General features: G+C 42.8%; 16 protein-coding genes. 10 read left to right on the plus strand and 6 right to left on the minus strand.

Translation table 11 applies throughout. The annotated features are described in order from the left end of the window. The first annotated feature begins 166 nt into the window (after window positions 1–166). The 3 genes from ACZ2XM_RS01670 to dcd all read left to right on the plus strand — a co-directional run bounded on the left by ACZ2XM_RS01670 (window position 167) and on the right by dcd (window position 3,180). Window positions 167–1,024: a tetratricopeptide repeat protein gene (locus ACZ2XM_RS01670; protein WP_490587894.1), complete on the plus strand. Its 858-nt coding sequence runs from the start codon at window positions 167–169 to the stop codon at window positions 1,022–1,024. Between the two features lie 322 nt (window positions 1,025–1,346). Further along, window positions 1,347–2,468 (plus strand): DUF2804 domain-containing protein, encoded by a 1,122-nt coding sequence (locus ACZ2XM_RS01675; protein WP_490587893.1) that lies wholly within the window; start codon window positions 1,347–1,349, stop codon window positions 2,466–2,468. Between the two features lie 136 nt (window positions 2,469–2,604). Then, window positions 2,605–3,180 (plus strand): dCTP deaminase, encoded by a 576-nt coding sequence (dcd, locus tag ACZ2XM_RS01680; protein WP_490587892.1) that lies wholly within the window; start codon window positions 2,605–2,607, stop codon window positions 3,178–3,180. A 165-nt stretch (window positions 3,181–3,345) separates the two neighbouring features. Here dcd and ACZ2XM_RS01685 read toward each other — a convergent pair whose 3' ends face one another. The 6 genes from ACZ2XM_RS01685 to ACZ2XM_RS01710 form a co-directional block, all read right to left on the minus strand. Next, window positions 3,346–3,792 carry a ClpXP protease specificity-enhancing factor gene (locus ACZ2XM_RS01685; RefSeq protein ID WP_490587891.1) on the minus strand — a complete coding sequence of 149 codons (447 nt, stop codon included), beginning with the start codon at window positions 3,790–3,792 and terminating at the stop codon, window positions 3,346–3,348. 110 nt (window positions 3,793–3,902) lie between these two features. Then, complete coding sequence (locus tag ACZ2XM_RS01690) at window positions 3,903–4,517, minus strand: glutathione S-transferase N-terminal domain-containing protein (RefSeq protein ID WP_490587890.1); 615 nt, start codon at window positions 4,515–4,517, stop codon at window positions 3,903–3,905. Between the two features lie 252 nt (window positions 4,518–4,769). Then, window positions 4,770–5,486, minus strand: coding sequence for a cytochrome c1 (locus ACZ2XM_RS01695; RefSeq protein ID WP_490587889.1), 717 nt, complete (start codon window positions 5,484–5,486; stop codon window positions 4,770–4,772). Then, window positions 5,486–6,691 carry a cytochrome b gene (locus ACZ2XM_RS01700; RefSeq protein ID WP_490588193.1) on the minus strand — a complete coding sequence of 402 codons (1,206 nt, stop codon included), beginning with the start codon at window positions 6,689–6,691 and terminating at the stop codon, window positions 5,486–5,488. The genes ACZ2XM_RS01695 and ACZ2XM_RS01700 overlap by 1 nt, the downstream gene beginning before the upstream one ends. A 23-nt stretch (window positions 6,692–6,714) precedes the next feature. Then, entirely contained in the window at window positions 6,715–7,299 is a 585-nt protein-coding gene (gene petA / locus ACZ2XM_RS01705) for a ubiquinol-cytochrome c reductase iron-sulfur subunit (protein WP_490587888.1), read from the minus strand. Window positions 7,300–7,902: 603 nt separating this feature from the next. Continuing rightward, window positions 7,903–9,843: an ATP-binding cassette domain-containing protein gene (locus ACZ2XM_RS01710; RefSeq protein WP_490587887.1), complete on the minus strand. Its 1,941-nt coding sequence runs from the start codon at window positions 9,841–9,843 to the stop codon at window positions 7,903–7,905. Between the two features lie 219 nt (window positions 9,844–10,062). Here ACZ2XM_RS01710 and ACZ2XM_RS01715 point away from each other — a divergent pair, with 219 nt between their 5' ends. From ACZ2XM_RS01715 to ACZ2XM_RS01745, 7 genes are all read left to right on the plus strand, one after another. Further along, window positions 10,063–10,281, plus strand: a complete 219-nt coding sequence (locus tag ACZ2XM_RS01715; RefSeq protein WP_490587886.1) for a SlyX family protein — start codon at window positions 10,063–10,065, stop codon at window positions 10,279–10,281. A 360-nt stretch (window positions 10,282–10,641) separates the two neighbouring features. Beyond that, on the plus strand, window positions 10,642–12,039 hold the full coding sequence (locus ACZ2XM_RS01720; RefSeq protein ID WP_490587885.1) for an OmpP1/FadL family transporter: 1,398 nt from the start codon (window positions 10,642–10,644) through the stop codon (window positions 12,037–12,039). 369 nt (window positions 12,040–12,408) lie between these two features. After that, complete coding sequence (locus ACZ2XM_RS01725; RefSeq protein WP_490587884.1) at window positions 12,409–13,599, plus strand: OmpP1/FadL family transporter; 1,191 nt, start codon at window positions 12,409–12,411, stop codon at window positions 13,597–13,599. Between the two features lie 440 nt (window positions 13,600–14,039). Next, entirely contained in the window at window positions 14,040–16,712 is a 2,673-nt protein-coding gene (locus ACZ2XM_RS01730) for a transferrin-binding protein-like solute binding protein (protein WP_490587883.1), read from the plus strand. A 125-nt stretch (window positions 16,713–16,837) separates the two neighbouring features. Then, entirely contained in the window at window positions 16,838–18,454 is a 1,617-nt protein-coding gene (locus tag ACZ2XM_RS01735; protein WP_490587882.1) for a surface lipoprotein assembly modifier, read from the plus strand. A gap of 319 nt (window positions 18,455–18,773) precedes the next feature. Continuing rightward, a complete protein-coding gene (locus tag ACZ2XM_RS01740) occupies window positions 18,774–20,123 on the plus strand; it encodes a hypothetical protein (RefSeq protein WP_490587881.1) in 1,350 nt (449 codons plus the stop codon). A 311-nt stretch (window positions 20,124–20,434) separates the two neighbouring features. After that, window positions 20,435–22,954 (plus strand): transferrin-binding protein-like solute binding protein, encoded by a 2,520-nt coding sequence (locus ACZ2XM_RS01745; protein WP_490587880.1) that lies wholly within the window; start codon window positions 20,435–20,437, stop codon window positions 22,952–22,954. Window positions 22,955–23,236: the final 282 nt, after the last annotated feature.

Raw genomic sequence — 23,236 nt, forward strand, 5'->3', positions numbered from 1 at the left:
AAATCCTTATTACTTTCATAAATTTCTCTAAAATTTACTTAATAAATATGTAAAATCAATCTGTTGCTAAATAATAGCTGGTGAGTGATTAGAGAGGGGTTTAGCCGCTACTCTAAAATTTACTAGAGCAATCCCAACCAGTGCCTCCTATTTTTAAGGAAGAAAAATGAACACTCTATTAAGTAACGGACCGTTGATACCTAAATTAGCTATCATCGCGTTGTCATTGGGATTGTCCGTATCTGCTTCGGCCAGCATCCTGAAACCAAATGCGAATTTAAGTTCCAGCCTAAGCTCTGGTTTAAGCTCTAGTATAAGTAATAATACTAAAGCCTTAGCAGAGCAAGGAGATGCCGAAGCCCAATACGAATTGGCATTAGATTATGATGAGCAAGAAAACTATATTGAGTCGGCCAAGTGGTATCGCAAGGCGGCCAACCAAGGCCATGCAGAGGCTCAATACAATTTGGGCTGGATGTACTCGCACGGGCAAGGTATGCCACAGAATTATGTGCAAGCCTATAAATGGTATCTTAAAGCGGCCAACCAAGGCGATTCGGATGCGCAGTACAATGTCGGTATCTATCATGATGAAGGCAAAGGCGTGCCCGTAGATCACGCCAAGGCGGCAGAGTGGTATCGTAAAGCTGCAGATCAAGGTGATGCAGATGCACAATATAATTTAGCCGTGGCTTATGATGAAGGCGAAGGGGTCAAGCAAAGCCATGCCAAAGCGGTAGCACTCTATCGCCAAGCGGCTGAACAAGGCCATGCTACCGCACAATATAATTTAGCGGTCTCTTATGACGAAGGGGAAGGCGTGCCACAGAGTAAAGCAGAAGCTTTTAGATGGTATACAGAATCTGCTGAGCAAGACTATACGGATGCGCAATATAATTTGGCGATAATGTACTATAACGGAGAGGGAATCCTTCAAAGTAATGATAAGGCTAAAGAGTGGTTTGGTAGAGCTTGTGATAATGGTGATTTATTGAGTTGTAAAGAATACAAGGACCTTGAGTAAAAGCGGGTACGGCTCTAATCAGCCTTATAATCAAACTCTAATATTAAAAAAGACGTAAAGTCTGAAAAGGTGGTCTATCTTTTGGGGTAGGCCATTTTTTATGTCTAAATTTTGCCAACCATTTTTAGTTTGGTTAAGTTTATCTGACGACCCTAGCTGTTTTAGGTAGAATCAGTGATTATGCAAGGTATCTGATAACCTATAACAACTATAAATGACGGCCAATAAGTTAAAGCTGACTATGAGCAACCTCTGCAATTAGGCTTAGGCAGAATTAAAGCAGAAATTGGCTAAAGTGCTTTACAAGCAACAAGGAAATCACATGAGCGTATCAGTAAGAGACTCTGCCCACTCTCTCCAACTAGACTCAATAAATAATAGTTTACCCGTTTTAGATGCTCTGATTCAAAAAGGCCAGCCAACCTTTGGCATCTTTGCTGGGGTAAAGCGCATCAACTACTTGGATTATCACAGTTATCTTATTTCACAAAAGTCCTTGTCGAATTGGCGCAAAGATTTCAAAGCCAATCAATTTGCCTTTATTCAAATTGTGCAACCGCCCTATAGGGTTTGCATAGCCTTAGCGACGATTAAAGTGGCCACCACTGCCTTTGTTTACCTCTTTAACGAGGATACGCAAGAGATGGAGATTGGCGAGGCGTTAAAGCCGCTAAAGCGCGACGCTCTATTTGACGGCGACCATTATCAAGGGCAGATAGCTTTTGAGCACCCGCATCTTAAGTTGAAGATAGCGTTTAGCCCGACGCAAGTTAATGTCACTCTCGACAGTACTACGATAACGGTAACAGCGACCTTAACACGCTATCAACAACCCTTAGCAATTTGTACACCAGCAGGTCGGCGAGGCTGGACCTTTACCCAAAAAGAACCCTTCCAAAAAGTCTCAGGTCAGCTGACTATTAAGCCCCAATCAAAGTTTTATAGTAATAGCCCAGAAGAAGTGCTTGAGTTTGATAAGCAGACTTTGGCTAATTTGGATTGGACCCTCGGCTATATGCGCCATGAGACCAATTGGTTTTGGAGTTGTATTAATACTTATCTGCCCGATGGCCGCCAGTTCCTACTCAATCTATCGATGGGGGTGAATGAGACCGGTGCTAGCGAAAATGCGTGCTGGCTAGACGGACAGATTCACTATTTGCCGCCAGTTATGTTTTCTCGTGGTGACAGTAATCAAGAAGATAAAAGTGGTGCTAAAGCTCCTTGGCGGGTATACCATCAAAATTTAGGGTGGAGCAACGTCGATATCGAGCTGACCTTTTCACAACTGCGAGTTTATAAAAAGACCGACAACTATGGGGTGATAGCCAGTATTTTTGAGCAATGGCTGGGGGAGTATAGCGGTGAGGTTCGCTTGGGTGATGAGGTGATTCAACTGGATAAAGTGATGGGCTTGGCAGAAGACCATTTTGCTAAATGGTAAGGCTTGGCAAGGTTAAAATCAGTTCAGCTCTATAATTTTACGGCCCAATTCCTTATACTTGTCATCATTCATTATAGGCAATCGCTGTCTAACATTATTTAAGTGGTTATTACTCAATAAGTATTAAGGAAATTAGATGTCTATCAAGTCTGACCGTTGGATTCGTAAAATGGCTGAAGAGTACGGTATGATTGAGCCGTATGAAGCCGGTCAAGTCCGCTTTAACGAAGCGGGCGAAAAGCTAGTCAGTTACGGCACCTCAAGCTATGGCTACGATGTACGCTGCTCACGAGAATTTAAAGTGTTTACTAACGTCCATTCTGCCATCGTCGATCCGAAGAACTTTGACCAAAACAGCTTTATCGATATCGTGGGTGATGAGTGCATTATTCCGCCAAACTCGTTTGCTTTAGCCCGTACGATGGAGTATTTCCGTATTCCACGGGATGTGTTGACTATTTGCCTAGGTAAGTCGACCTATGCGCGTTGCGGTATTATCGTCAACGTTACGCCGCTAGAGCCTGAGTGGGAAGGTCATGTGACCCTTGAGTTTAGTAACACGACTACCTTGCCTGCGCGTATTTATGCCGGTGAAGGCGTCGCACAGATGCTGTTCTTCCAAAGCGATGCTGATGACGTCTGTGAGACCAGTTATAAAGACCGTGGTGGTAAATACCAAGGTCAGACGGGTGTAACCTTACCGAGAACTTAAAGGCAGTACAAGGCGCTGTTAGAGATAAAAGAGAGCGCTATTGGCAGCAAAAAGGGAGAAACCAATTTATGGCTTCTCCCTTTTTTTATGGCTTGAAATTAGACAGCTTAAAATTAAACAGCTTAATGCTGCATTTTGCTAAGACTTCTTGATCTGAAAGCTTTGCTATTTTAAAACTTTTAAGCCTGCCTTATTTTCGCGTTTTTCTTTTGGCTTGGCCGGTGCAGCTGGCTTATCTGGAGTATCGCGTAAGTCATCAGCAGGTGGGGTATAGTTCTCATATTCGGTAGGATCAAAGAACATCCCTTGCGAATTTTCTTTCGCATAGATACCCATCACAGCTTGAATAGGGACCCAGATATCACGAGAGACGCCACCAAAGCGCGCACTAAAATTAATATAGTCGTTTTCCATCGACATGTTACCGGTAGCGCGGCTAGCAATATTTAAGACAATCCGGCCCTCTTGGACAAACTCCGTAGGAACTTGGACATTGTCAGCGGTCGCATCGACCATCAAATAGGGGGTCAGATAATTGTCTTCAATCCATTGGTAGATAGCCCGCACCATATAAGGGCGAGTGGGGGTAACCTCTAAATCGGTATCGGTCATACAGTAGCTCCAATTGTACATATATATTAGGACATGCCCTAGTCATTATAGCGATAATTTAGCAGCCAACTCGGTTACAGCGAGTTATTTTTCGCAAGCGCCTAGCATGATTAAGACACGCTAGCTTTAAAGCCGCTGCGCTCGAATAAGCGCTTTTGGTACTCGGTTAATGGCCGCGTAATCCCAGGAGGGAGTTGAATACCCATCTCATCTAAGCGCCATAATAACGGCGCTAATAGCGCATCACACCAACCAAACTCGTCCGCCATAAAATAAGGCTTATGGGCAAATAAGGGCGATATCGTAATAAGTGAGTCTGCCAGTTGCTTTTTTGCGATTGCTCCTTCTGCCTTATTAAAGCTGTCTGGATGAATCAGGAGCTTACGCCCTAAAGCTAACCAGTCATTCTGTATTCGCCAAGCCAATTGGCGGATAATGGCGCGCTCTTGCGGGGTCTCCGGCAGCAGTTTATGCGCATGATAACGCTCTTCTAGATATTCAAAGATAACATTAATCTCATAGAGGGCAATATCGCGCTGTTGCAGTACTGGCAGGCTATGATAGGGGTTTAGCTCAGTGAGGTCTTCAGGACGCTCAGAATGCAGACGCGAATGATAGTAGGCTAGCTGCTTTTCTTCTAGCAGCAAGCGCACCACATGGCTGTCATAGCCATCGTCAGCATATAACACGAGCTGACTGTTAGGGATATCATTGGCATCAATCATGTTGGGCTATCATCTACTTATAAGACTGCCATCGTAAACAATGTATCCTTTATTATCAAGGCTAACACGGTATTATCCGAGCAAACGCTTCAGTAGCAAACGACGGCTGGTCATTACTGCAGGGTATGAAATATTGAGTATGGCTATGCCATAAAGGCTAATGGTGAAACTACAGCCCATAAAAAAGAGCAACACCTGAGTGCTGCCCTTCCTCTATAAATAATTTTAACGCTAAATCTAGGGGTAACCGTCTTATTTAACGTCTTTCCAGAATTCTTTATTCAATAGATATACTGGAATTAATAACACTAATAAGAACAATATAACAAAACCACCAATCACTTTACGATCATGACGGACCGGCTCGCCCATCCACGCCATAAAGTTGACTAGATCGCCCACTTCGCTTTCAAACTCTTCTTTACTGAGTTCTTCTTGCATATTATGCAACACGTGAGGCATAGCCGCGTTTGGTAAGACTAAGTTATTAGCCCCCCAAGGACGGCTAGGATCTTCGTAGAATGACAATAGGTAAGTATATACCCAGTCATCACCACGTAAACGAGTCTCTAGTGACAAATCTGGTGGCGGTGCACCAAACCAATTTGCTTGGACATCAGGGTCAATGCCAGCAGTAATGTGGTCACCAATTTGATCGGTAGTCACCATCAGATACTTTTGTACTAGCTCTGGTGGAATCTCAAGATCTTGTGCGATTCTAGAGTGGCGAACATACTGAGCCGTATGACACCCCACACAGTAGTTCATAAAGATCTTAGCGCCGTTCTGCAGTGAGCCTTTGTTGGTAAAATCAACAGGGGCTGTACTACAGGCCAAATGCTCTTCTACGCCTTCGGCATTGGTAAAAGTACCACAACCTCCGCCACCAGAGGCTGCTGCACTACCTGCCGCTAAAGTCAATGCAGCGCCTAAGCTAATTCCAGCTAAGGATTTGGTGAGCATATTCATTAGTGACCTCCAGTAACGCGATCGGGTGGCTGTTTACACTTCTCAATAGCAGTGTAAATTGGCATGAGTAAGAAGAACAAGAAGTACAAGACGGTAAAGATACGCGCCATAATAGTGGCTGTTGGCGAAGCTGGTGTCGCGCCTAAATAACCCAATACTAAGAAGCTAATGGCAAAGATAGTTAAAGCAATCTTAGACAAAATACCTTTATAGCGGATAGAGCGTACTGGTGAACGGTCTAACCAAGGGATTAAGAACAGTACAGCAATCGCGCCGCCCATAGCAATAACACCACCAAGCTTATTAGGTACCGCACGTAAGATAGCGTAGAACGGGGTATAGTACCAAACTGGGGCAATGTGAGCTGGAGTCTTCAGGGCATTCGCGCCTTCAAAGTTAGGTGGCTCTAAGAAGAATCCGCCGCCTTCTGGAAAGAAGAATACTACCGCAAAGAAACAGATAAAGAAGACCACAATACCGATCATGTCATGCACAGTATAGTAAGGGTGGAAAGCCACACCATCTAACGGCACACCATTTTTGTCTTTTAGCTTTTTGATATCGATACCATCAGGGTTGTTCGAGCCAACATGATGCAGCGCGACCATATGCATAAAGACCAGACCGACTAGCACTAGTGGAATAGCCACTACGTGTAGGGCAAAGAAGCGGTTAAGCGTAATACCTGAAATTAGATAATCACCGCGAACCCATTCAGCTAAGCCATCACCGATAACAGGGATAGCCGCGGGAAGGTTAAGAATAACCTGAGCACCCCAAAACGACATGTTACCCCAAGGTAATAGATAACCAAAGAAGCCTTCAGCCATTAGACATAGGTAAATACCCATACCAATTAGCCAAATAAGCTCACGTGGTTTCTGGTATGAGCCGTAGAGTAGGGCACGGAACATATGCAGATATACGACTACGAAGAAGGCTGAGGCGCCTGTCGAGTGCATATAGCGAATGAGCCAGCCGCCTTTTACGTCACGCATGATATATTCGACAGAGGCGAAAGCGCCTTCTGCACTAGGGTTGTACATCATGGTTAGCCAAATGCCGGTTACCAGCTGGTTGACCAATACCACCATCGACAACACACCAAAAAAATACCAAAAGTTGAAGTTTTTTGGTGCATAGTATTTTGACATGTGGTATTCGTAGGTTTCAGTCGCGGGAAAGCGCGCATCCACCCAGTGCATCATTTTTTTGCCTATACTCATGATTAAGCCTCCCCGACCGTCAAGATGGTACCATCCACGTTATAGTCTGGGATGGGTAAGTTGAGTGGGGCTGGCACCCCTTTGAAAACTCGACCTGACAGATCGTACTTAGAGCCATGACAGGGGCAGAAAAACCCGCCAAACCAATCATTACCACCAAGATCAGCGGCTCCTACTTCTGGACGGAAGTTAGGCGCACACCCTAGATGGGTACACACGCCTTCTACCACCAAGACGGTTGGCTCACGAGATCGAGTTTGGTTGGTACAATATTCAGGCTGCACTGAAGCACTTGAATCTGGGTCTGAGAGCAATGGCGTAACTTTATCCAAGTTAGCCAGCATATCTTCGGTACGTTTAACGACATAGATAGGCTTACCACGATACTTTACGACAATCATTTGTCCTGCTTCAATAGATCCAATATCTTGCGTAACAGCAGCGCCTGCCGCTTCTGCTTTCGCACTCGGATACCATGAACGGACAAAAGGTGTAGCCACTGCAGCGACGCCTGCCGCTCCAATCGCGGCTGTCGAGGCAATAAGAACTCTACGGCGTTTTACATTAACGCCTTCGGCATGGCTCATTAAAACTTCCTCCAGGTGAATGTAATGGGATTATCCCACACTGGGTTTGTGGCGGTGGGGAGCATGAATGTTGCACCTGAACCACTTTTAGCTGTGCCTAGTTTTGCTAATTGTTACTATTCTAAGCTATTTTCGTCATAAAATAAATTCATAGGCGCAAAATAAAGCAAACCCCTGAGTAAAATTTTACCAGGGTTTCTCTGCTTTTAAGACGAGCTAGCTATTGACATTATAGCAAAGTTTCACTCAATTCCTTAAGCAGTCTAAGGAATTTATTTTTTTATTAAAACTATACGAATATTCGCTGGATTTTCGGCACGATATCAGAGCTATTTCTACGATATTCACACAGTATAGCCAACAGATATTCTAAACATTTTATTATTACTAGCAAGACTAGGCATAAAAATAGTAATACCAAATATAAAACTAATTTATTTACCTTTTCTACTTACTTAAGAAACGGGGCAGCTCACTATGGAGGCCCCGTTGTGGTTGTTATATATAGAGTTGAGCGATAGTTATCTAAGACATAGTTATCTAAGCTATAAATAGCTAGCTAAGCTGATTATCGGTAAACCAGATCGGATTACCTTAAAGCCTTTATTCTTGCTCTAAAGCTTCCCAGCGTTCCAGTTTCTGCATCAGCTCGTCATCAATAGCGGTCAGACGTTCGCTAGCCGCCGTTGCCGCTTCCAAATCTTGGGTAAACCAAGAGCCATCCGCTAACTTAGCTTGCAAACCGGCTTGTTCTTCTTCTAACAGTTTGATTTGCTTAGGAAGAGCGTCGAGTTCGCGCTGGTCATTATAGCTTAGCTTTTTCTTATTTGCAGCGGGCAAATCACTATCGTTAGCTTTTGCAGGGTTGGCCTTATTGGATTTTTTACTGTTAGCAGAGGCTAGAGGCTTATCGTTACGGTCTTTTTGTACTAAATAGTCTTGATATCCACCGACATACTCTTTGACGATACCATTGCCTTCTTCATCTTTATCAAACACCCAAGTGGATGTCACGACATTGTCCATAAAGGCACGGTCATGGCTAATCAGTAAGATAGTACCGTTAAAGCTCGCTACGGACTCTTCTAATAATTCAAGGGTTGCCATATCCAAATCGTTGGTAGGCTCATCGAGGATTAGAATATTGGCAGGTTTTAGCAGTTGCTTGGCCAATAGCACACGGTTACGCTCACCACCCGATAAGGCTTTAACCGGAGTACGGGCACGCTCTGGGGCGAATAAGAAGTCTTGCAAATAGCTCATGATATGCGTTTTGCGGCCGCCCACTTCGACGAAGTCAGACCCTTCTGAGACGTTTTGTGCCACACTGGCTTCAAGATCAAGCTGATCACGCAGCTGGTCAAAGAAGGCAATCTTGAGGTTAGTCCCTAAGGTGACGCTGCCCGTTTGAGTGAGATCAGCATCCGACATATCTAAGATAGCTTTAATAAGGGTCGTTTTACCCACTCCATTAGGGCCGATAATACCGATTTTATCACCACGTACAATAGTGGTACTAAAGCCATCGACCAACACATCACCGTCATATTCAAGATGCAAGTTTTTAACCTTACAGACGAGCTTGCCACTCTTATCGCCACTGGTCATGGTGATATTGACGTTGCCCACTTGCTCACGACGCGACTTACGCTCTTCACGCAGTTGTTTTAATTCGCGTACGCGGCCTTCATTACGGGTCCGACGCGCTTTGATGCCTTGGCGAATCCACACTTCTTCCTGAGCGAGCTTTTTATCAAAATTGGCGTTGTTCTTTTCTTCTGCTAAGAGTTGCTGCTCTTTTAACTCTTGATAGCGAGCATAGCCACCAGCGCCTTGGGTCACGTCATAGCTGGACAACTGGCCACGATCGAGCTCAATAATACGGGTCGCAAGCTTATCGACAAAGGCACGGTCATGCGTGACGAATAATAGCGTCAGGCCTTGCCAGTCCTTTAAGAATTGCTCCAACCATTCAATACTATCGACATCCAAATGGTTGGTTGGTTCGTCAAGAAGTAAAAGATCAGGCTTAGTCACTAGAGCTCGGGCTAATAGCACACGACGTTTACGGCCGCCAGATAGGGCAGAGAGGTCGTCTTCGGGATTCAGTCCCATATTGGTAATAAGTGTAGTGGCTTCGCGCTCAAGGTCCCAACCGTGTACTGCATCGATATCGTGTTGCAAGGTGGCCATCGCGTCACAGGCATCCATATCGCCATCAGCACAGGCATCTAATTTGATATTATAGTCTTTAAGCAGTTGCGCAGTACGAGGGCTACCCCCCATGACGATATCTAAAATACGCCCTTCCGATTCGGGCACGTCCTGCTCTAGCATAGCGATGCGCACACTATTATTCATAATGACTTCGCCGCTATCGGGCTGCAATGAGCCATTAATCAACTTAAATAAAGTAGACTTGCCTTCGCCATTACGTCCAATTAAGCAGACGCGCTCGCCTTCACTGATGCTCAGATCTATACCATCTAAAATAGGCGCAATGCCGAATGCCAGATGAATATTTTTTAAATGTACTAGTGCCATAGCTAATTTGTCTTACCCAAGGTTAAAATTGCCCAGATTATAGCATGCTATTGCCAGATATTCGTGTGATAGCTCGACTGTCTTTAAGGGTAAGGCCTCTTAAATTTTAATTAAGCTTAAAGCTTGCCTAGCATTTTAATTAGCGTAATTTTTAGCGATAGCAGGCTTTATGAGCCTAGTAAATAACACATTAATGATTTACCAATGAGGAGTACAGACATGTCACAGGATTTAGCGCAGCAGGTCACTGACTTGCAAATCACAGTTGCCCATCTAGAAGATACGCTAGAACGTCTGGATAAAGTCATCGCAGTGCAGGATAAACAAATGCAAGATATGCAGCGTCAACTACAGTTGGTTTATGGCCGTATTGACAATAAGAGCGAGGAGGGCGTAGCACCGTTTGATGTCATGGCTGATAAGCCACCGCATTATTAATAAAAAATTATTAATATATGGAAAATTCTAATCAATAAAACATATGAATTATCTTAATAATAAACAACTTAGCTTAGAGGTTCTTAATAAAAGCCTTGAATGAAAGTTAGAGTTGTTATAAGAAATATCAATTAAATCAATAGAGAACGGTTGTGTTCTGAATTGTTAGTAGAATAAATAACATCATACTTTTACATTTAGTAAAGCGAAATTTCTTACTGGTAGCATTCTTATTCTAATGTTGTATTTGCGTGTCATTTTCATTACTATGGGGACGCGTTTCTAGGGCAACTATGCCTAACCATGCCTGTTGATTGGTTGGCATTTTATTTTTAACAATTTGGACGTTTGGAGCCATTCATGATCCACAATTTTTCTCTTAAGACTTTGGCAGTTGCCATCACTTCTTTATCTGTTGCTAGCGTAGCGGGCGCTGCTGGCCTTGATCGCTCAGGTCAAGATATCAGTGCTTTCTTACAAGATGGTCTCTATGCTGAAGCCAGCTATACCTATATTGATGCTAAAGTTACTGGTAATGATAACTCTTACATGGGTATTGCAGACTTAAGCAAATATAACCAAGGCAATAAGATTGACGATATCGCTGAATCTTATGACATGGCGCGTTATGGTGTAAAAGTTGACGTAAACGATAGAGTTAGCGTTGGTATCTTATACGACGAGCCTTTTGGTGCGGCCGCTAAATACTCTGGCAACAATAACTTCGTAAGTGGCGATGCTGCACAAATTGCTGCTAATGCTGATCAGCTTGTGGCTGGTTTGACTCAAGACAAATTTAGTTCGGTAGCAGATGCTCAGACAGCCTTCAAAGGTTTGCAAAATGCTCTAGCTAACCCTAACCTTCCTGCTGAACAAAAAGCCATTTTGCAGGCTCAAGCGCAAGATTTAGGTACTGCATTAGGTGCAACTGATAAAATCATAAGTGGTATTAGTGCAACTACAGGTCAAGGTACCAATGTAGAAGTAAGAAGTGAAAACATCACTGGTCTTATTGGTGTTAAGCTAAATGACAACTTCCAAATTTATGGTGGTCCAGCTATTCAACGTCTAAACGCTGATGTAGCACTGCGTGGTCCCGCTTATTTAACAGCTGCAGGCTATGACGCGCATATCTCTTCTAGTGATGGCTATGGTTGGGTTGCCGGTGCCGCATTCTCAAAGCCAGAAATAGCTCTAAAAGCTGCATTAACTTATCGCTCAGAAATCGATCATGAAAATAATATCGATGAGACGATGCCAGTATTTGCTGCAAGACAAGGCAGCAAAATTGATATCACTACCCCTGAGTCAGTCAACTTTGACTTTCAAACAGGCGTTAACCCAACAACCTTAGCTACTGCTAAAGTTCGTTTTGTGCCTTGGAGCAAGTTTGAAATTGTTCCACCTTTATATAATGAACAGACAGACTCTGCTTTGGTAAGCTACGATAAAGACCAATGGCAAGTAGAGTTAGGTCTAGCCAAACGTGTTGCGCCAAACTTAGCGGTATCAGGTAGCTTAGGTTGGGATAGTGGTGCAGGTAACCCAACCACTTCATTAGGCCCTATCGAAGGCTATTATAGTGTAGGTGCTGGTGCTAAGTTTGACCTCGACAAAAACTGGGCAATCTCAGCCGGTGGTAAATACTTGATGTTTGGTGATGCCAATGGGTCATTACCTAACCGTAAAGTCGTTAGTAACTTTGAAGATAACGATGGTTATGCTGTAGGTGTTAAACTGTCTTATCAAGAAAAGTAGGCTAATAAGATTATATAAACACTTTTATTTCATTGTTTTAAATTATTGCAATAATTGATAAATGTTTATAAATAAATGTATTAATAGAAAAGCAGCCCAGAGAGGCTGCTTTTTTATTGCAATAAATGTCAAATGGTAACGATATTCCATTGCTAAGTTACAATAATTTAACTATGATACTTACAGAACTTACGTTATTAAACATTATGACAAGGTGATAGGTAAGGGAGAATCTTCTCAATTACTAGCCTGCATAATAGCGTATGACCAATTTAGGTGGGATTTACTTACTAGATAAAGTAAGTAAGCAAAGCCAGTTAGATTGACGACTATGGACGTTGTCATTTTTATCATCATGGAGGACATTCAATGTCAAAAGTCTTTACCTTATCTCAGCTTACCTGTGCGCTAGCCGCCTTATCTCTTACTTCTTTAGCAGGCGCTTCTGGTCTTGATCGTTCAGGCCAGCCCAGTGAAGACTTTAGCTCAAGTGGGACTTTAGCTTATGTTAGCGCTTATCACATCAGTCCTGATGTTTCAGGCGTAGACGTAACTGGTAGAAAAGTCGATAGCCTTGCAGAAGAGTATGAAGGCTATGGTTACGGTGTCAAAACCGATGTCAATGACAAAGTTAGCGTTGGTGTATTCTACGATCAACCTTTTGGTGCTGCAGTTAGTTTTGAAGGTGATAACCTACTAACTAAAACCGCTAACGGTCAATTTATGCCCACTTCGGCTGATGTTAGTACCGATAACTTTACTGGTATGTTAGGGCTTAATTTAGGCGCTAACAATAACTTCAAAGTTTATGGTGGCCCAGTGCTACAAAAGATTGAAGGCGATGTCAAACTTAATGGTGCTGCGCTACAAGCTTTAGACGGTTATACTTTAAATATTGCTAAAAATGATGCTTATGGCTATATGGCGGGTATTGCTTACGTGAAGCCAGAAATTGGTTTAAAAGCTGCTGTGACTTATCGTTCAGAAATCGAGCATGATGTAAATTATGCTGAAGCTATGCCTGCTCTTAATGGTTCACCATATACATCTGCTCAAACAAAAGAGAAAGAGTTGACCACCCCTAAATCAGTCAATATTGATTTCCAAACGGGCCTTAATGCCACTACATTGTTAACCGCAAAAGCCCGTTGGGTGCCTTGGAGTGACTTTGTAATTGCACCGCCATTACTAAATGATAACGTTTCGGCTCTACTAGGTGTTCCTAAAGCTAACTTGCTACAGTATAGCGATGACGCCTATATGGTAGAAGTGGGTTTAGGCAAACGCCTTACGCCAGCTTTAGCGGTATCAGGTTCAATCGGTTGGGACAGTGGTGCAGGTAACCCAGTCTCACCATTAGGACCTACTGAAGGCTATTACAGTGTTGGCCTTGGCGCTAAATACAATGTCACGCCTGCATGGTCGGTATCAGCCGGTGCTAAATACTTAATGCTAGGCGATGCTGATGGCGTTCTAGCTGCCAGTGGTAGTAAGATTGGTACGTTTGAAGACAATGATGCCTATCTCTTTGGTATGAAATTGGCTTATCAAGCTAAATAAGCATTTAGTTAGTAGTAGGATTGCTTTAGTCCAGTCTCAAAAGTGCCGTATTATAACTAAGCCGCTATCAATTGATAGCGGCTTTTTTTGCTCTGTGTATTGCTATATTTATAGAGATAAAAGGACGCTTATACTCGAAGCCTTTATAACGTATAAGGTTTTAAAGCATAACCAATGGCAAGGAAGTTACGTAGTATTGAAATTGTCATATTTTATATATTCAGTTACATTTTAAAAAATTATAGTTAATAATTGCTTAATAGTTATTTAAATAATTTAATTGATATTCGACCGTATATTTGTTTATCTATGATAGTTGCATATGTCTCACGGCCTGTAAGAAGTACATTCTGTACCTATTGCGCTGTATGGCTATGAGTGAGTGTTGAATGCGCAGATGCGCAAGACATTTCATACCAAATAATCATGGAGGAAATATAATGTCCCCTAAACATCAAAGGACTATCAACGGCAATCTACCAAAACGACCTAACGTCCCTCTCAAAGCTAGCGTGGCTATTATCACAGCTATTATTCTCTCATCCTGCTATGGCGGTGATGGTGCCTCATCTTATAGCTTTGATGAAGTCTTTAACCACAGCTCAGTAATCCAGCCTAAGACTGACGATACTACAACCGATGACACAACAGCTGATGACATAACGACCCCTGAAGCAGAGCTTACTGGGGCCCAGCACGTACTTATTGATGCTACAGAGGCAGGGCAGGGTAAGCTAGATACCACTACCAGAGATTTTACAGCCCGCTCTACCGCTGATATAGATGCTAGAGCAGAGTTGGCGGCGCCAGATATTATTTCAGAGGCTGTGCCTGTGATCATCTCCGGAGATAATGACACGGATACTGAGCAAGGCTTCAAGTCTCACTCTGATAATGCTACCGTTCAGTCTGCACTAGGTGAGCTTGAATTAAACTACGACTCTGTCTATAAAGACTTCGATGATGACAATGTTATGCGTATTGGTCATATTGATGGGCCAGTAGACGTTGCCGCAGTGGGTGTTACAGTACCTGTAGATGGGGTATTCGTCGTAGGTAATGCTACGCAAGAGGCCAATATGCCATCGGAAGGTAGTGTGGAGTACAAAGGCGATGCCACTTATCGCTTAACAGGCCTTGATAACGATATTGAGTATGGCAGCTCTGTATTTACCGCTGATTTTGTTGCCAGTACTGTCGGTGGCACACTATCTTTTGACGACGTGGATAATATTAATTTAGCCGCCAGTATTGATGGTAATATTTTCAGTGGCACTAGTGATGGCTACAATACTGAAGGCGGTTTTTACGGCGGTGAAGCTGAATATCTAGGCGGTATCTACGAAGGTAATGGGGCACAAGGTACTTATGGTGCAAATAAAGAGGCTACAGCACCACCACCAAGCACAGATTTAACAGGTGTTCAGCATGTGCGTGCGGATGTTAGAGATTTGGGACAGAATACCAATTCAGTGCGCGCTACGACTCGTAATTTTGATATTCGCAGTTTAGATGATATCGATGCTCGAGCAGATTTGCTGCTGCCTTCCCTAATCACAGATCCAGTAGCTATGCAGCTTGCTGGTACAGATGATGTTGAAACAGAAAATGGCTTTCAGACGTATGAAGGCACTGCTAATGTCTTGGCAGATGATGACTTAAACTACGTGTCTGTATATAAAGATTTCGGTGATGACGGTGAGATGCGCATTGCTCATGTAGATGGCGCTGTAATGGCTGATACTCTTGAAGTCCCTGTAGATGGAGTCGCTGTAATAGGGCAAGAGACGACTACGATGCCTACAGAAGGCGCAGTTGACTACAAAGGCGATGCTACTTACCGCAAAGTGGGTGCAGGCAACGAAGTCAATTACGGCAGCTCTGCTCTTACCGCAGATTTTGTAGCGAGTACAGTAAATGGGGCACTAGAATTTGATGAGGTTGCGGATATCGAAATCGCGGCTGTTATAGAGGGTAATGAGTTCTCAGGTCGTAAAAATGGCTATAACACAACAGGTGGTTTTTATGGCACAGATGCTGAATATGTAGGCGGTATCTATCAGAATAATAGAGCGCAAGGTACGTTTGGTGCCTCTAAAGATATGGGCACCACAGACCCTGAACCGCCTGTCAATCCAGAAGTACCCGCTGAGTCAGATATTTCAGGAGTAATGAGCAACACACTCAGCAGTGTACAAGGTCTCGGTACTACTAATCGTATTGGCTATCGTCAGTTTGTCACAGATGACCAAACCTTTACGGAAACTGAGCCGGATGCCAATGGTGAAGAAGGTCCTATCATTACTCAAGAAGGAGATAACTTCACCAGTTATGATGCTTTTGATGCTCGCTTAGATATTGTCTCTCCGTCGCAGTTTACGGAACCTCAAGAGATAATTACCGTTCGCGATAATGATGTTGATGCGGGTAACGACTTTAAAAAGTCTGCCGCTATGAACAATGTTAAGTTCCAAAATGTAAATTCGATTCTTGGTCCGTTAGAACTTAGCCTTGATTATGACTCGGTTTATCGTAACTTCGATACGCAGATGCAGATTGGTCATGTCTATGGTCCTATTAGCAAAGAAGGTGGCTTAGGTAGCGGCGTTAAGTCTCGCTACTCTAACGTCTATGCTATCGGTAATGCGACTGCTTTAGCAGATATGGACTATCTAAAATCGGTGGCTCAGTACAATGTTGATAATGATATCAATGATGGTACTGTTCAATATGAAGGGGTCGCCACCTATATCGAAAAGCTGCACTTAGCCGATGGTGATCGTGATGGCCCAGTGGTCGATGGCACCTCTACCTTTAATGCTGATTTTGTCGACGGTACTTTAGAGGGTACTTTAAACTTTGCTGAGGGCGACTATGTCTATATGCCAGAAGACAATGAAATTAATATTGCCGCTACGATTGATGGCAATGAGTTCACAAGCAAAGAAGACATTATTGCTACAGCAGGTGGGTTCTTCGGTCAAGATGCGCAGTTCTTAGGCGGCATCTACCAAGAAGCGCGAGAAGAAGAGGGTGCACTGACTCCTGGCACAGGGACTATAGCAGGTACAGGAACTAACTTCCAAGGTACTTTCGGTGCTGAAAAACAGTAAATATTAATAGCGATATATCTATTAGAAAAAAGCGTCCTAGGGCGCTTTTTTCTCTATGAGGTCTGAGTTATTGGGCTAGATAGCCCTGTATTTATTGTAGTACTTTAGCCAAGGAAGTCAGCATTATGATGGTCGTTAAAATAACACCCGAAAAAGCTTTATTAGCTATTAAACAAGTCTCACCCTTAGCATTACGCATAGTAGTGCCTACTGTAGTATTACCTTTAACCCTAAGCACTGCTTTTGCGGCAGATGAACAGGCGCCTGCTCAGCCGGCTTTATTAATACAAGAAGCTATTTTTACTCAAACAGATCTGCCAATACAAGCCGCTACAGTCGAATTACTCACTGACAGTAGTGAGGTTAATTTCGCTCAATCTGCCGTACCTACCGCTCGGCCTACTCTCGAAGAAACCGAAGACGCTCTACAGCGGCAACGCCAGCAGAAACTCGCGCGCTCTTATGATTTACCAACCCTAAAGTCTGACGCGGTCTTATTTAGTAAGTACCTTAATCAAGCCTTGGCTGCAGGAGACATGGCTACCGTGAAGCAGCTGCTACCTGAGTATAAAGCGCTAGCTAATAATGATCCCACTTTGATTCAATATGCCGAAGCTTTGGTCTATCGCAGTAAAGGAGACAACAAAGCCGCTATCGCTATTTATCGCAAGATGCTAGCCACCGACCCAAATTTTCATCCTGTACGCTTAAATTTAGCTACTGCTCTATATGTTGATAAGCAATATGTAGCGGCTAAGAGTCAATATCTAAGATTACGGGCAGAGCCTTTGCCAGAGCAAATACTAGCGAGCATTGAGCGTTCACTCCAGCAATTAAAGCGGGTAGATGAATGGCGGTTCAATACGTCGATTAGCTATATCAGCGATGATAATGTTAATGATGTTCCCGGAGATTATTCAGTCGCTCCCATCAAAGCAAATGGGCTGCAGGCTACTATAGGGGCAAAAAAACGTATTAACTTACCCAAAAACTACTACGCAACTGTGGGTGGCAATGCTTTTATTAAAGGCTATTGGGATGAGAGTGATTACAACGATTATCTGTTCACAGTATCTACCGGTGTAGGCTATGCCGATGCAAAAAATGATATTTCGCTGAGTCCGTATATGAGTAAACGTTATTATAATGAAGCGGACTATAGCCTAAGCAAGGGAATCTCTGTACGTGCCTCTCGCTGGGTCAAGCCAAAGCTAAAATTAACCTTATCCAGTCGCTATTCTAATGAAAAATTTGAGCAAAAAAAGGATAAGAATCGGGAGGCCGATGGCAAGTTTATTGGAGCCAGTGGTCTCTATACCAAAAATGCTACAGAATACTACTACGGTGGTGTCGATCACTATCGTAATGAGGTACCAAGGTCGAGCATCATTAGTTATGACAGAAATGGTGTCAATGTAGGCTGGGGCAAAGAATGGCCACGTGGTATCTCGACCTTAACTACCCTTGGATATGCTATCAAAGATTATGACAATCCTAGTGAAACTTATCGACCAGGTAGTGGAGGGTATATAGGATATTACAACTCATTTGGCGGTGAGTATGGCAGTAATAGGAAAGATAAAACGACTTCGCTCGGCCTGCAAGTCTGGAAACGTGACTTTACTTTATACGGCTTAACACCAAGAGTGGTTATGAACTATGCTAAAACCTCTAGCAATTTTCGCTATTACGACAATCGTGATGAAAAATCTGCAACTGTATTGTTAACTAAAAGCTTTTAGATGAGCCCTCTAATAACTGTAACAATCACAAGCCATTTATCAAATATCTTCTCTCTGAAACGTAATGAATTAAAACGTGTCTATTATAAATATATTTAAAGAATGATTGCTATATTGTTTAGTTTTATTTATTATAAAAATTAAATATTATTAAATATAATCTTTAATCCATTACCTACTCACGCCCCCGAATACTAATGGCAGACTATTAAGTAAACTTTTGAATTTTTTGGCATAGGATGAATTGCCAATTTTAGTATCGGCTTTAAGCTTAAGAGCAAAGCACTTTGATATTTATTTTAATCATGGAGGATTTCTAATGTTGCAAAAGTTTCCTATCTCAAAAATAACTTTAGCTTTATTGTCTCTAGCTACGGCCCCTTTATCACAAGCGGCTGGTCTTGATCGTTCTGGACAAGACATCACTGGGTTTTTCAACGAAGGTGTCTATGCCGAGATTGATTATGCCTATATTAGTACCGATATCACCGGTCATGACGATGGTAGCGCAATTGGCATCTCACCTATTAAGGACGAATATGTTAAAGGCAAGCCCATTAACAATATTACAGATGATGCTTATACCTTTATGCGCTATGGGGTCAAAGCTGATATAAATGATAATATAAGTATTGGGGTGTTCTATGATGAGCCCTGGGGGGCTGAAGTCCGTCATTCAGGCGATAACAACTTTGTCTCTAATGCTGATCAACAAGTCGGTTTACCAGTACCTGGCACTGCCGATTTTATTTCAGTACCAATAACTGATATTGATACTAGGATTGGTGAGCCAGGTTATGACAGTGCATCAAATGTCAAAGTCTTTACTGAGACCTGGACAGGGTTATTAGGGGTTAAATCTAACGGATTCCAAGTATACGGCGGTCCGGTATTACAAAAGGCCGAAGCGGAAGTTCATCTGCGCGGTAATGCTTATGGACCACTAACGGGTTATGACGCTGCAGTTAATAGTGATACGGCTATGGGTTGGATAGCGGGGGTAGCGTATAGCAAGCCTGAGATTGCCTTAAATGCCGCATTAACTTATCGCTCTGAGATTGACCACGAAACTCCTATCTCAGAGACTATGCCTGCTCTAAATAATGAGATCATTCAAGCGGTAATAAGAGAGGATGGCTATACTGGGCCATTATCAGACAGTGCAACGACAGATACTACCGTGACCACGCCGAAATCTGTCAACTTGAATTTACAAACCGGGCTTAGTCAAGAGTATCAATTGTTAGGGACACTAGATGTACGCTGGGTACCTTGGAATGATTTTCAAATTGTCCCACCACTTTATAATGCTTTCTCGAAAGTCTCTGTGGAAGAAGGCTTACCCCTCATTGACTATGATAAAGACCAATGGCAGGTGGACATTGGACTAGCCAAGCGCTTTAATGAGAAGTTAGCGGGTACGGTAGTAGTCGGCTGGGACTCAGGTGCTGGAAATCCAGTAAGCTCTCTTGGTCCGGTTGATGGGTACTGGAGCCTTGGTGGTGGCGTTAAATATAACGTCACGCCAGAATGGGCAATCTCTGCCGGTGGTAAATATTTAATGTTTGGCGATGCTACTGCAAAGCTACCAAATGGCTATATCGTAGGGGACTTCCAAGATAATGATGGCTATGCAGCAGGGGTAAAACTTTCTTATCAAAGTCAGTAGTAGCAACTAAAAATAAGAACCTAACGTGGAATAATAATTAATTTTTGAAAAAGCTTATCTAGTTATTAGATGAGCTTTTTTATGAGTAGTTTTTAGTTAAAACGATATGTAATGTATCTTTTAATTTAGTAGGGATAATTGGTTACATATTATAAGTTACGTATTGTAAGCGTTTGATAACTTTTAGATAACTATTGATTGACTTTGAAAAGTATTTTTGTTTATCTATGTAAGTTGCTCAATTAGCTAGAATTATGTTGAGAACATAAATATATGGAAATATTTATCTAATCATTCCTGGAGGAATAAGAATGTCACTTAACCGTCATTCCAATATTACGATTCGTTCGCTCAAGCTGCCTACCACACCCCTAAAGGCTAGTGTAGCTATTCTAACTGCTATCATTTTATCTTCTTGTGCTACTGGTGACGGTGCGCCTTCTTATACTTTTAATGATGTCTTTGGTGTAGTAACCAATCCTAACGGCGGCGATACTGACGGCGGCGATACTGACGGCGGCGATACTGACGGTGGTGACACTGGCGGCGGTGATACTGGCGGCGGCGATACTGGCGGTGGTGATACAGGCGGCGATACTGGTGGCGGCGATACAGGCGGCGGCGATACAGGCGGCGGTGATACAGGCGGCGGCGATACAGGCGGTGGCGATACTGGTGGCGGTGATACAGGCGGCGGCGATACAGGCGGCGGTGATACAGGCGGCGGTGATACAGGCGGCGGTGATACAGGCGGTGGCGATACTGGTGGCGGTGATACAGGCGGCGGTGATACAGGCGGCGGTGATACAGGCGGCGATCCAGGCGGCGATCCAGGCGGTAATCAGCCTGAAGCTGATAAAACTGGCGTACAATCAATAAATATAAACGCCGATCCATTAGGAGCATTTAATACTACCACTCGCGACTTTACAGTTAGTGAAGATGGTTCTGTAGTAGATGCTAGAGCTGACGTTGCAACCACAGATCCAAAAAAACCAGATGATGGTGGTCTTTTGCCAAAGGTACCTGTAACTATATCAGGTGCTAATGATACTGAGCTTACTGATGGCTTTAAGTCTCATAAAGATAGTGCAGTGATTGAAGCGCTCAATACGGAATTACCGCTAAATTACGTTTCAGTCTACAAAGACTTTGGCAAAGATATGCTGATAGGGCATATAGACGGTGCAGCCGATGCTACATTACTGATAGGTAAAAAGCTTCCTGTAGATGGAGTAGCTGTCACAGGTAATGCAACTCAAGCCGCTAACGTGCCCACAGATGGCACAGCTAAATATACAGGCGATGCCACTTATCGCAAGCTTGGTTTAGACAATGATATCGAATTTGGTACTTCAGTATTCACTGCTGATTTTGTCGGAAAAAAAGTTGCTGGCGATTTAAAGTTTGCGAAAGCTGGCAACATTGGTTTAACCGCAGGTATTACTGGTAATAAGTTCTCAGGCAGTGCAGCAGACAATGCTGGCTATAATACTGAAGGTGGATTTTACGGTGGCGATGCAGGCTATTTAGGTGGTATCTATGAAGGTAATGATGCTCAGGGTACTTATGGTGCTGAAAGAGTAGCCGATACCGGTGGTGGTGATATTGGTGGCGGTGATACTGGTGACGGTGATACTGGTGACGGTGATACTGGTGGCGGTGATACTGGCGGCGGTGATACTGGCGGCGGCGATACTGGCGGCGGCGATACTGGCGGTGGCGATACTGGCGGTGGAGATACTGGCGGTGGAGATACTGGCGGTGGAGATACTGGCGGTGGAGATACTGGCGGTGGAGATACTACTCCAATACCTCCTGAGAATCCAGTTGCCGCTGTTAGCTCAGATGTCACAGGTATCATGAGCAATACTCTAAGCAGTAAAGATGAAAAAGTATTTGGTATTCAAGCTACTGTAGATCGTATTGGTTATCGTCAATTCGTTACTGATAATGAAACCTTTACTGAAGTTAATGAAGATCCAAATGTACCAGGTGAAAATGCTCCAAACATTGTTAAAGATCAAAGTGTAGATAACCTTCCTAGCTATAGTGAATTTAACCCAAGAGTAGATATTACTTCTCCTGATCAGTTTGCTAAAGATAAAGTTACCAAAGAGCCTACTGACAAAGCGACTTGGGATAATATTACTACTGTACGTGGGGATGATGTAGATGCTGGAAATGGTTTTAAGAAATCTAAAGCCGCCAATAACTTCAAATTCACAAATGTACCTACTCCAGTAGGAGCTAAAGATCTTGATTTAGATTATCAATCTGTTTACAAAAACTTTGACTCTCAAATGCAGATAGGTCATGTCTATGGTGATATTAGTCTAAATGCACCAGTTATCGGAGGTGTTAAATCACGTTATTCTAATGTCTATGCAATAGGTAATTCTACTGCACAAGTCGATATGGATTACATGAAAGCATTGGCTCAGTTTAATAAAGATAACAATATCAATGACGGCACTTTCCAATATACTGGTGTTGCTACTTATATTGATAAATTACATTTAGGTGCTGGTGATCGTAGTGGTCCGGTACTAGATGGTACTTCTGAATTCAAAGTTGACTTTGTTACTGGCTCTTTAGAGGGTAACTTAAATTTTGGTACGGATAAAGATATTGGCATTGGTGCCACTATTGATGGTAATACTTTTACAGGTACTAAAGGCAAGGTAGAAACTGCTGGTGGGTTCTTTGGAGAAGATGCGAAGTTCTTAGGTGGTATCTACCAAGAAAACCAAGGTACAGGTGGTTCAGGTACTACACCAGGTACTGGCACAACCTTCCAAGGCACTTTCGGAGCTGAGAAACAAAAATAAGCTGCTTATTTAATTATATAGTAGAAATAGAAAAGCACCCTTGGGTGCTTTTTTTTGGTTAAAAAATAAATATTTAGGTAAAGTCAAATAATAAAAAAACCAATAAGTTTACTGTTTAATGTTGACTAATTTTAATAATTACATCGGATGCTAAAATTTTAAAATGCACAAGTCTAATTGCCTGAAAATACACCAATGTTCATCCTAATTAGAATATAAAAATTAGTTTCATAAGTTAAAAGCTTATTTTATATAAGTATTTTAGATTTTATGGATAATGAT

The sequence above is a fragment of the Psychrobacter sp. CoH-33_TS_01 genome (assembly GCF_058189395.1).

Bases quoted from the DNA above. Each gene is read 5' to 3' on its own strand.
- ACZ2XM_RS01670 (WP_490587894.1), top strand. From the start codon at position 167: ATGAACACTCTATTAAGTAACGGACCGTTGATACCTAAATTAGCTATC.
- ACZ2XM_RS01675 (WP_490587893.1), top strand. From the start codon at position 1,347: ATGAGCGTATCAGTAAGAGACTCTGCCCACTCTCTCCAACTAGACTCA.
- dcd (WP_490587892.1), top strand. From the start codon at position 2,605: ATGTCTATCAAGTCTGACCGTTGGATTCGTAAAATGGCTGAAGAGTAC.
- ACZ2XM_RS01685 (WP_490587891.1), bottom strand. From the start codon at position 3,792: ATGACCGATACCGATTTAGAGGTTACCCCCACTCGCCCTTATATGGTG.
- ACZ2XM_RS01690 (WP_490587890.1), bottom strand. From the start codon at position 4,517: ATGATTGATGCCAATGATATCCCTAACAGTCAGCTCGTGTTATATGCT.
- ACZ2XM_RS01695 (WP_490587889.1), bottom strand. From the start codon at position 5,486: ATGAATATGCTCACCAAATCCTTAGCTGGAATTAGCTTAGGCGCTGCA.
- ACZ2XM_RS01700 (WP_490588193.1), bottom strand. From the start codon at position 6,691: ATGCACTGGGTGGATGCGCGCTTTCCCGCGACTGAAACCTACGAATAC.
- petA (WP_490587888.1), bottom strand. From the start codon at position 7,299: ATGAGCCATGCCGAAGGCGTTAATGTAAAACGCCGTAGAGTTCTTATT.
- ACZ2XM_RS01710 (WP_490587887.1), bottom strand. From the start codon at position 9,843: ATGGCACTAGTACATTTAAAAAATATTCATCTGGCATTCGGCATTGCG.
- ACZ2XM_RS01715 (WP_490587886.1), top strand. From the start codon at position 10,063: ATGTCACAGGATTTAGCGCAGCAGGTCACTGACTTGCAAATCACAGTT.
- ACZ2XM_RS01720 (WP_490587885.1), top strand. From the start codon at position 10,642: ATGATCCACAATTTTTCTCTTAAGACTTTGGCAGTTGCCATCACTTCT.
- ACZ2XM_RS01725 (WP_490587884.1), top strand. From the start codon at position 12,409: ATGTCAAAAGTCTTTACCTTATCTCAGCTTACCTGTGCGCTAGCCGCC.
- ACZ2XM_RS01730 (WP_490587883.1), top strand. From the start codon at position 14,040: ATGTCCCCTAAACATCAAAGGACTATCAACGGCAATCTACCAAAACGA.
- ACZ2XM_RS01735 (WP_490587882.1), top strand. From the start codon at position 16,838: ATGATGGTCGTTAAAATAACACCCGAAAAAGCTTTATTAGCTATTAAA.
- ACZ2XM_RS01740 (WP_490587881.1), top strand. From the start codon at position 18,774: ATGTTGCAAAAGTTTCCTATCTCAAAAATAACTTTAGCTTTATTGTCT.
- ACZ2XM_RS01745 (WP_490587880.1), top strand. From the start codon at position 20,435: ATGTCACTTAACCGTCATTCCAATATTACGATTCGTTCGCTCAAGCTG.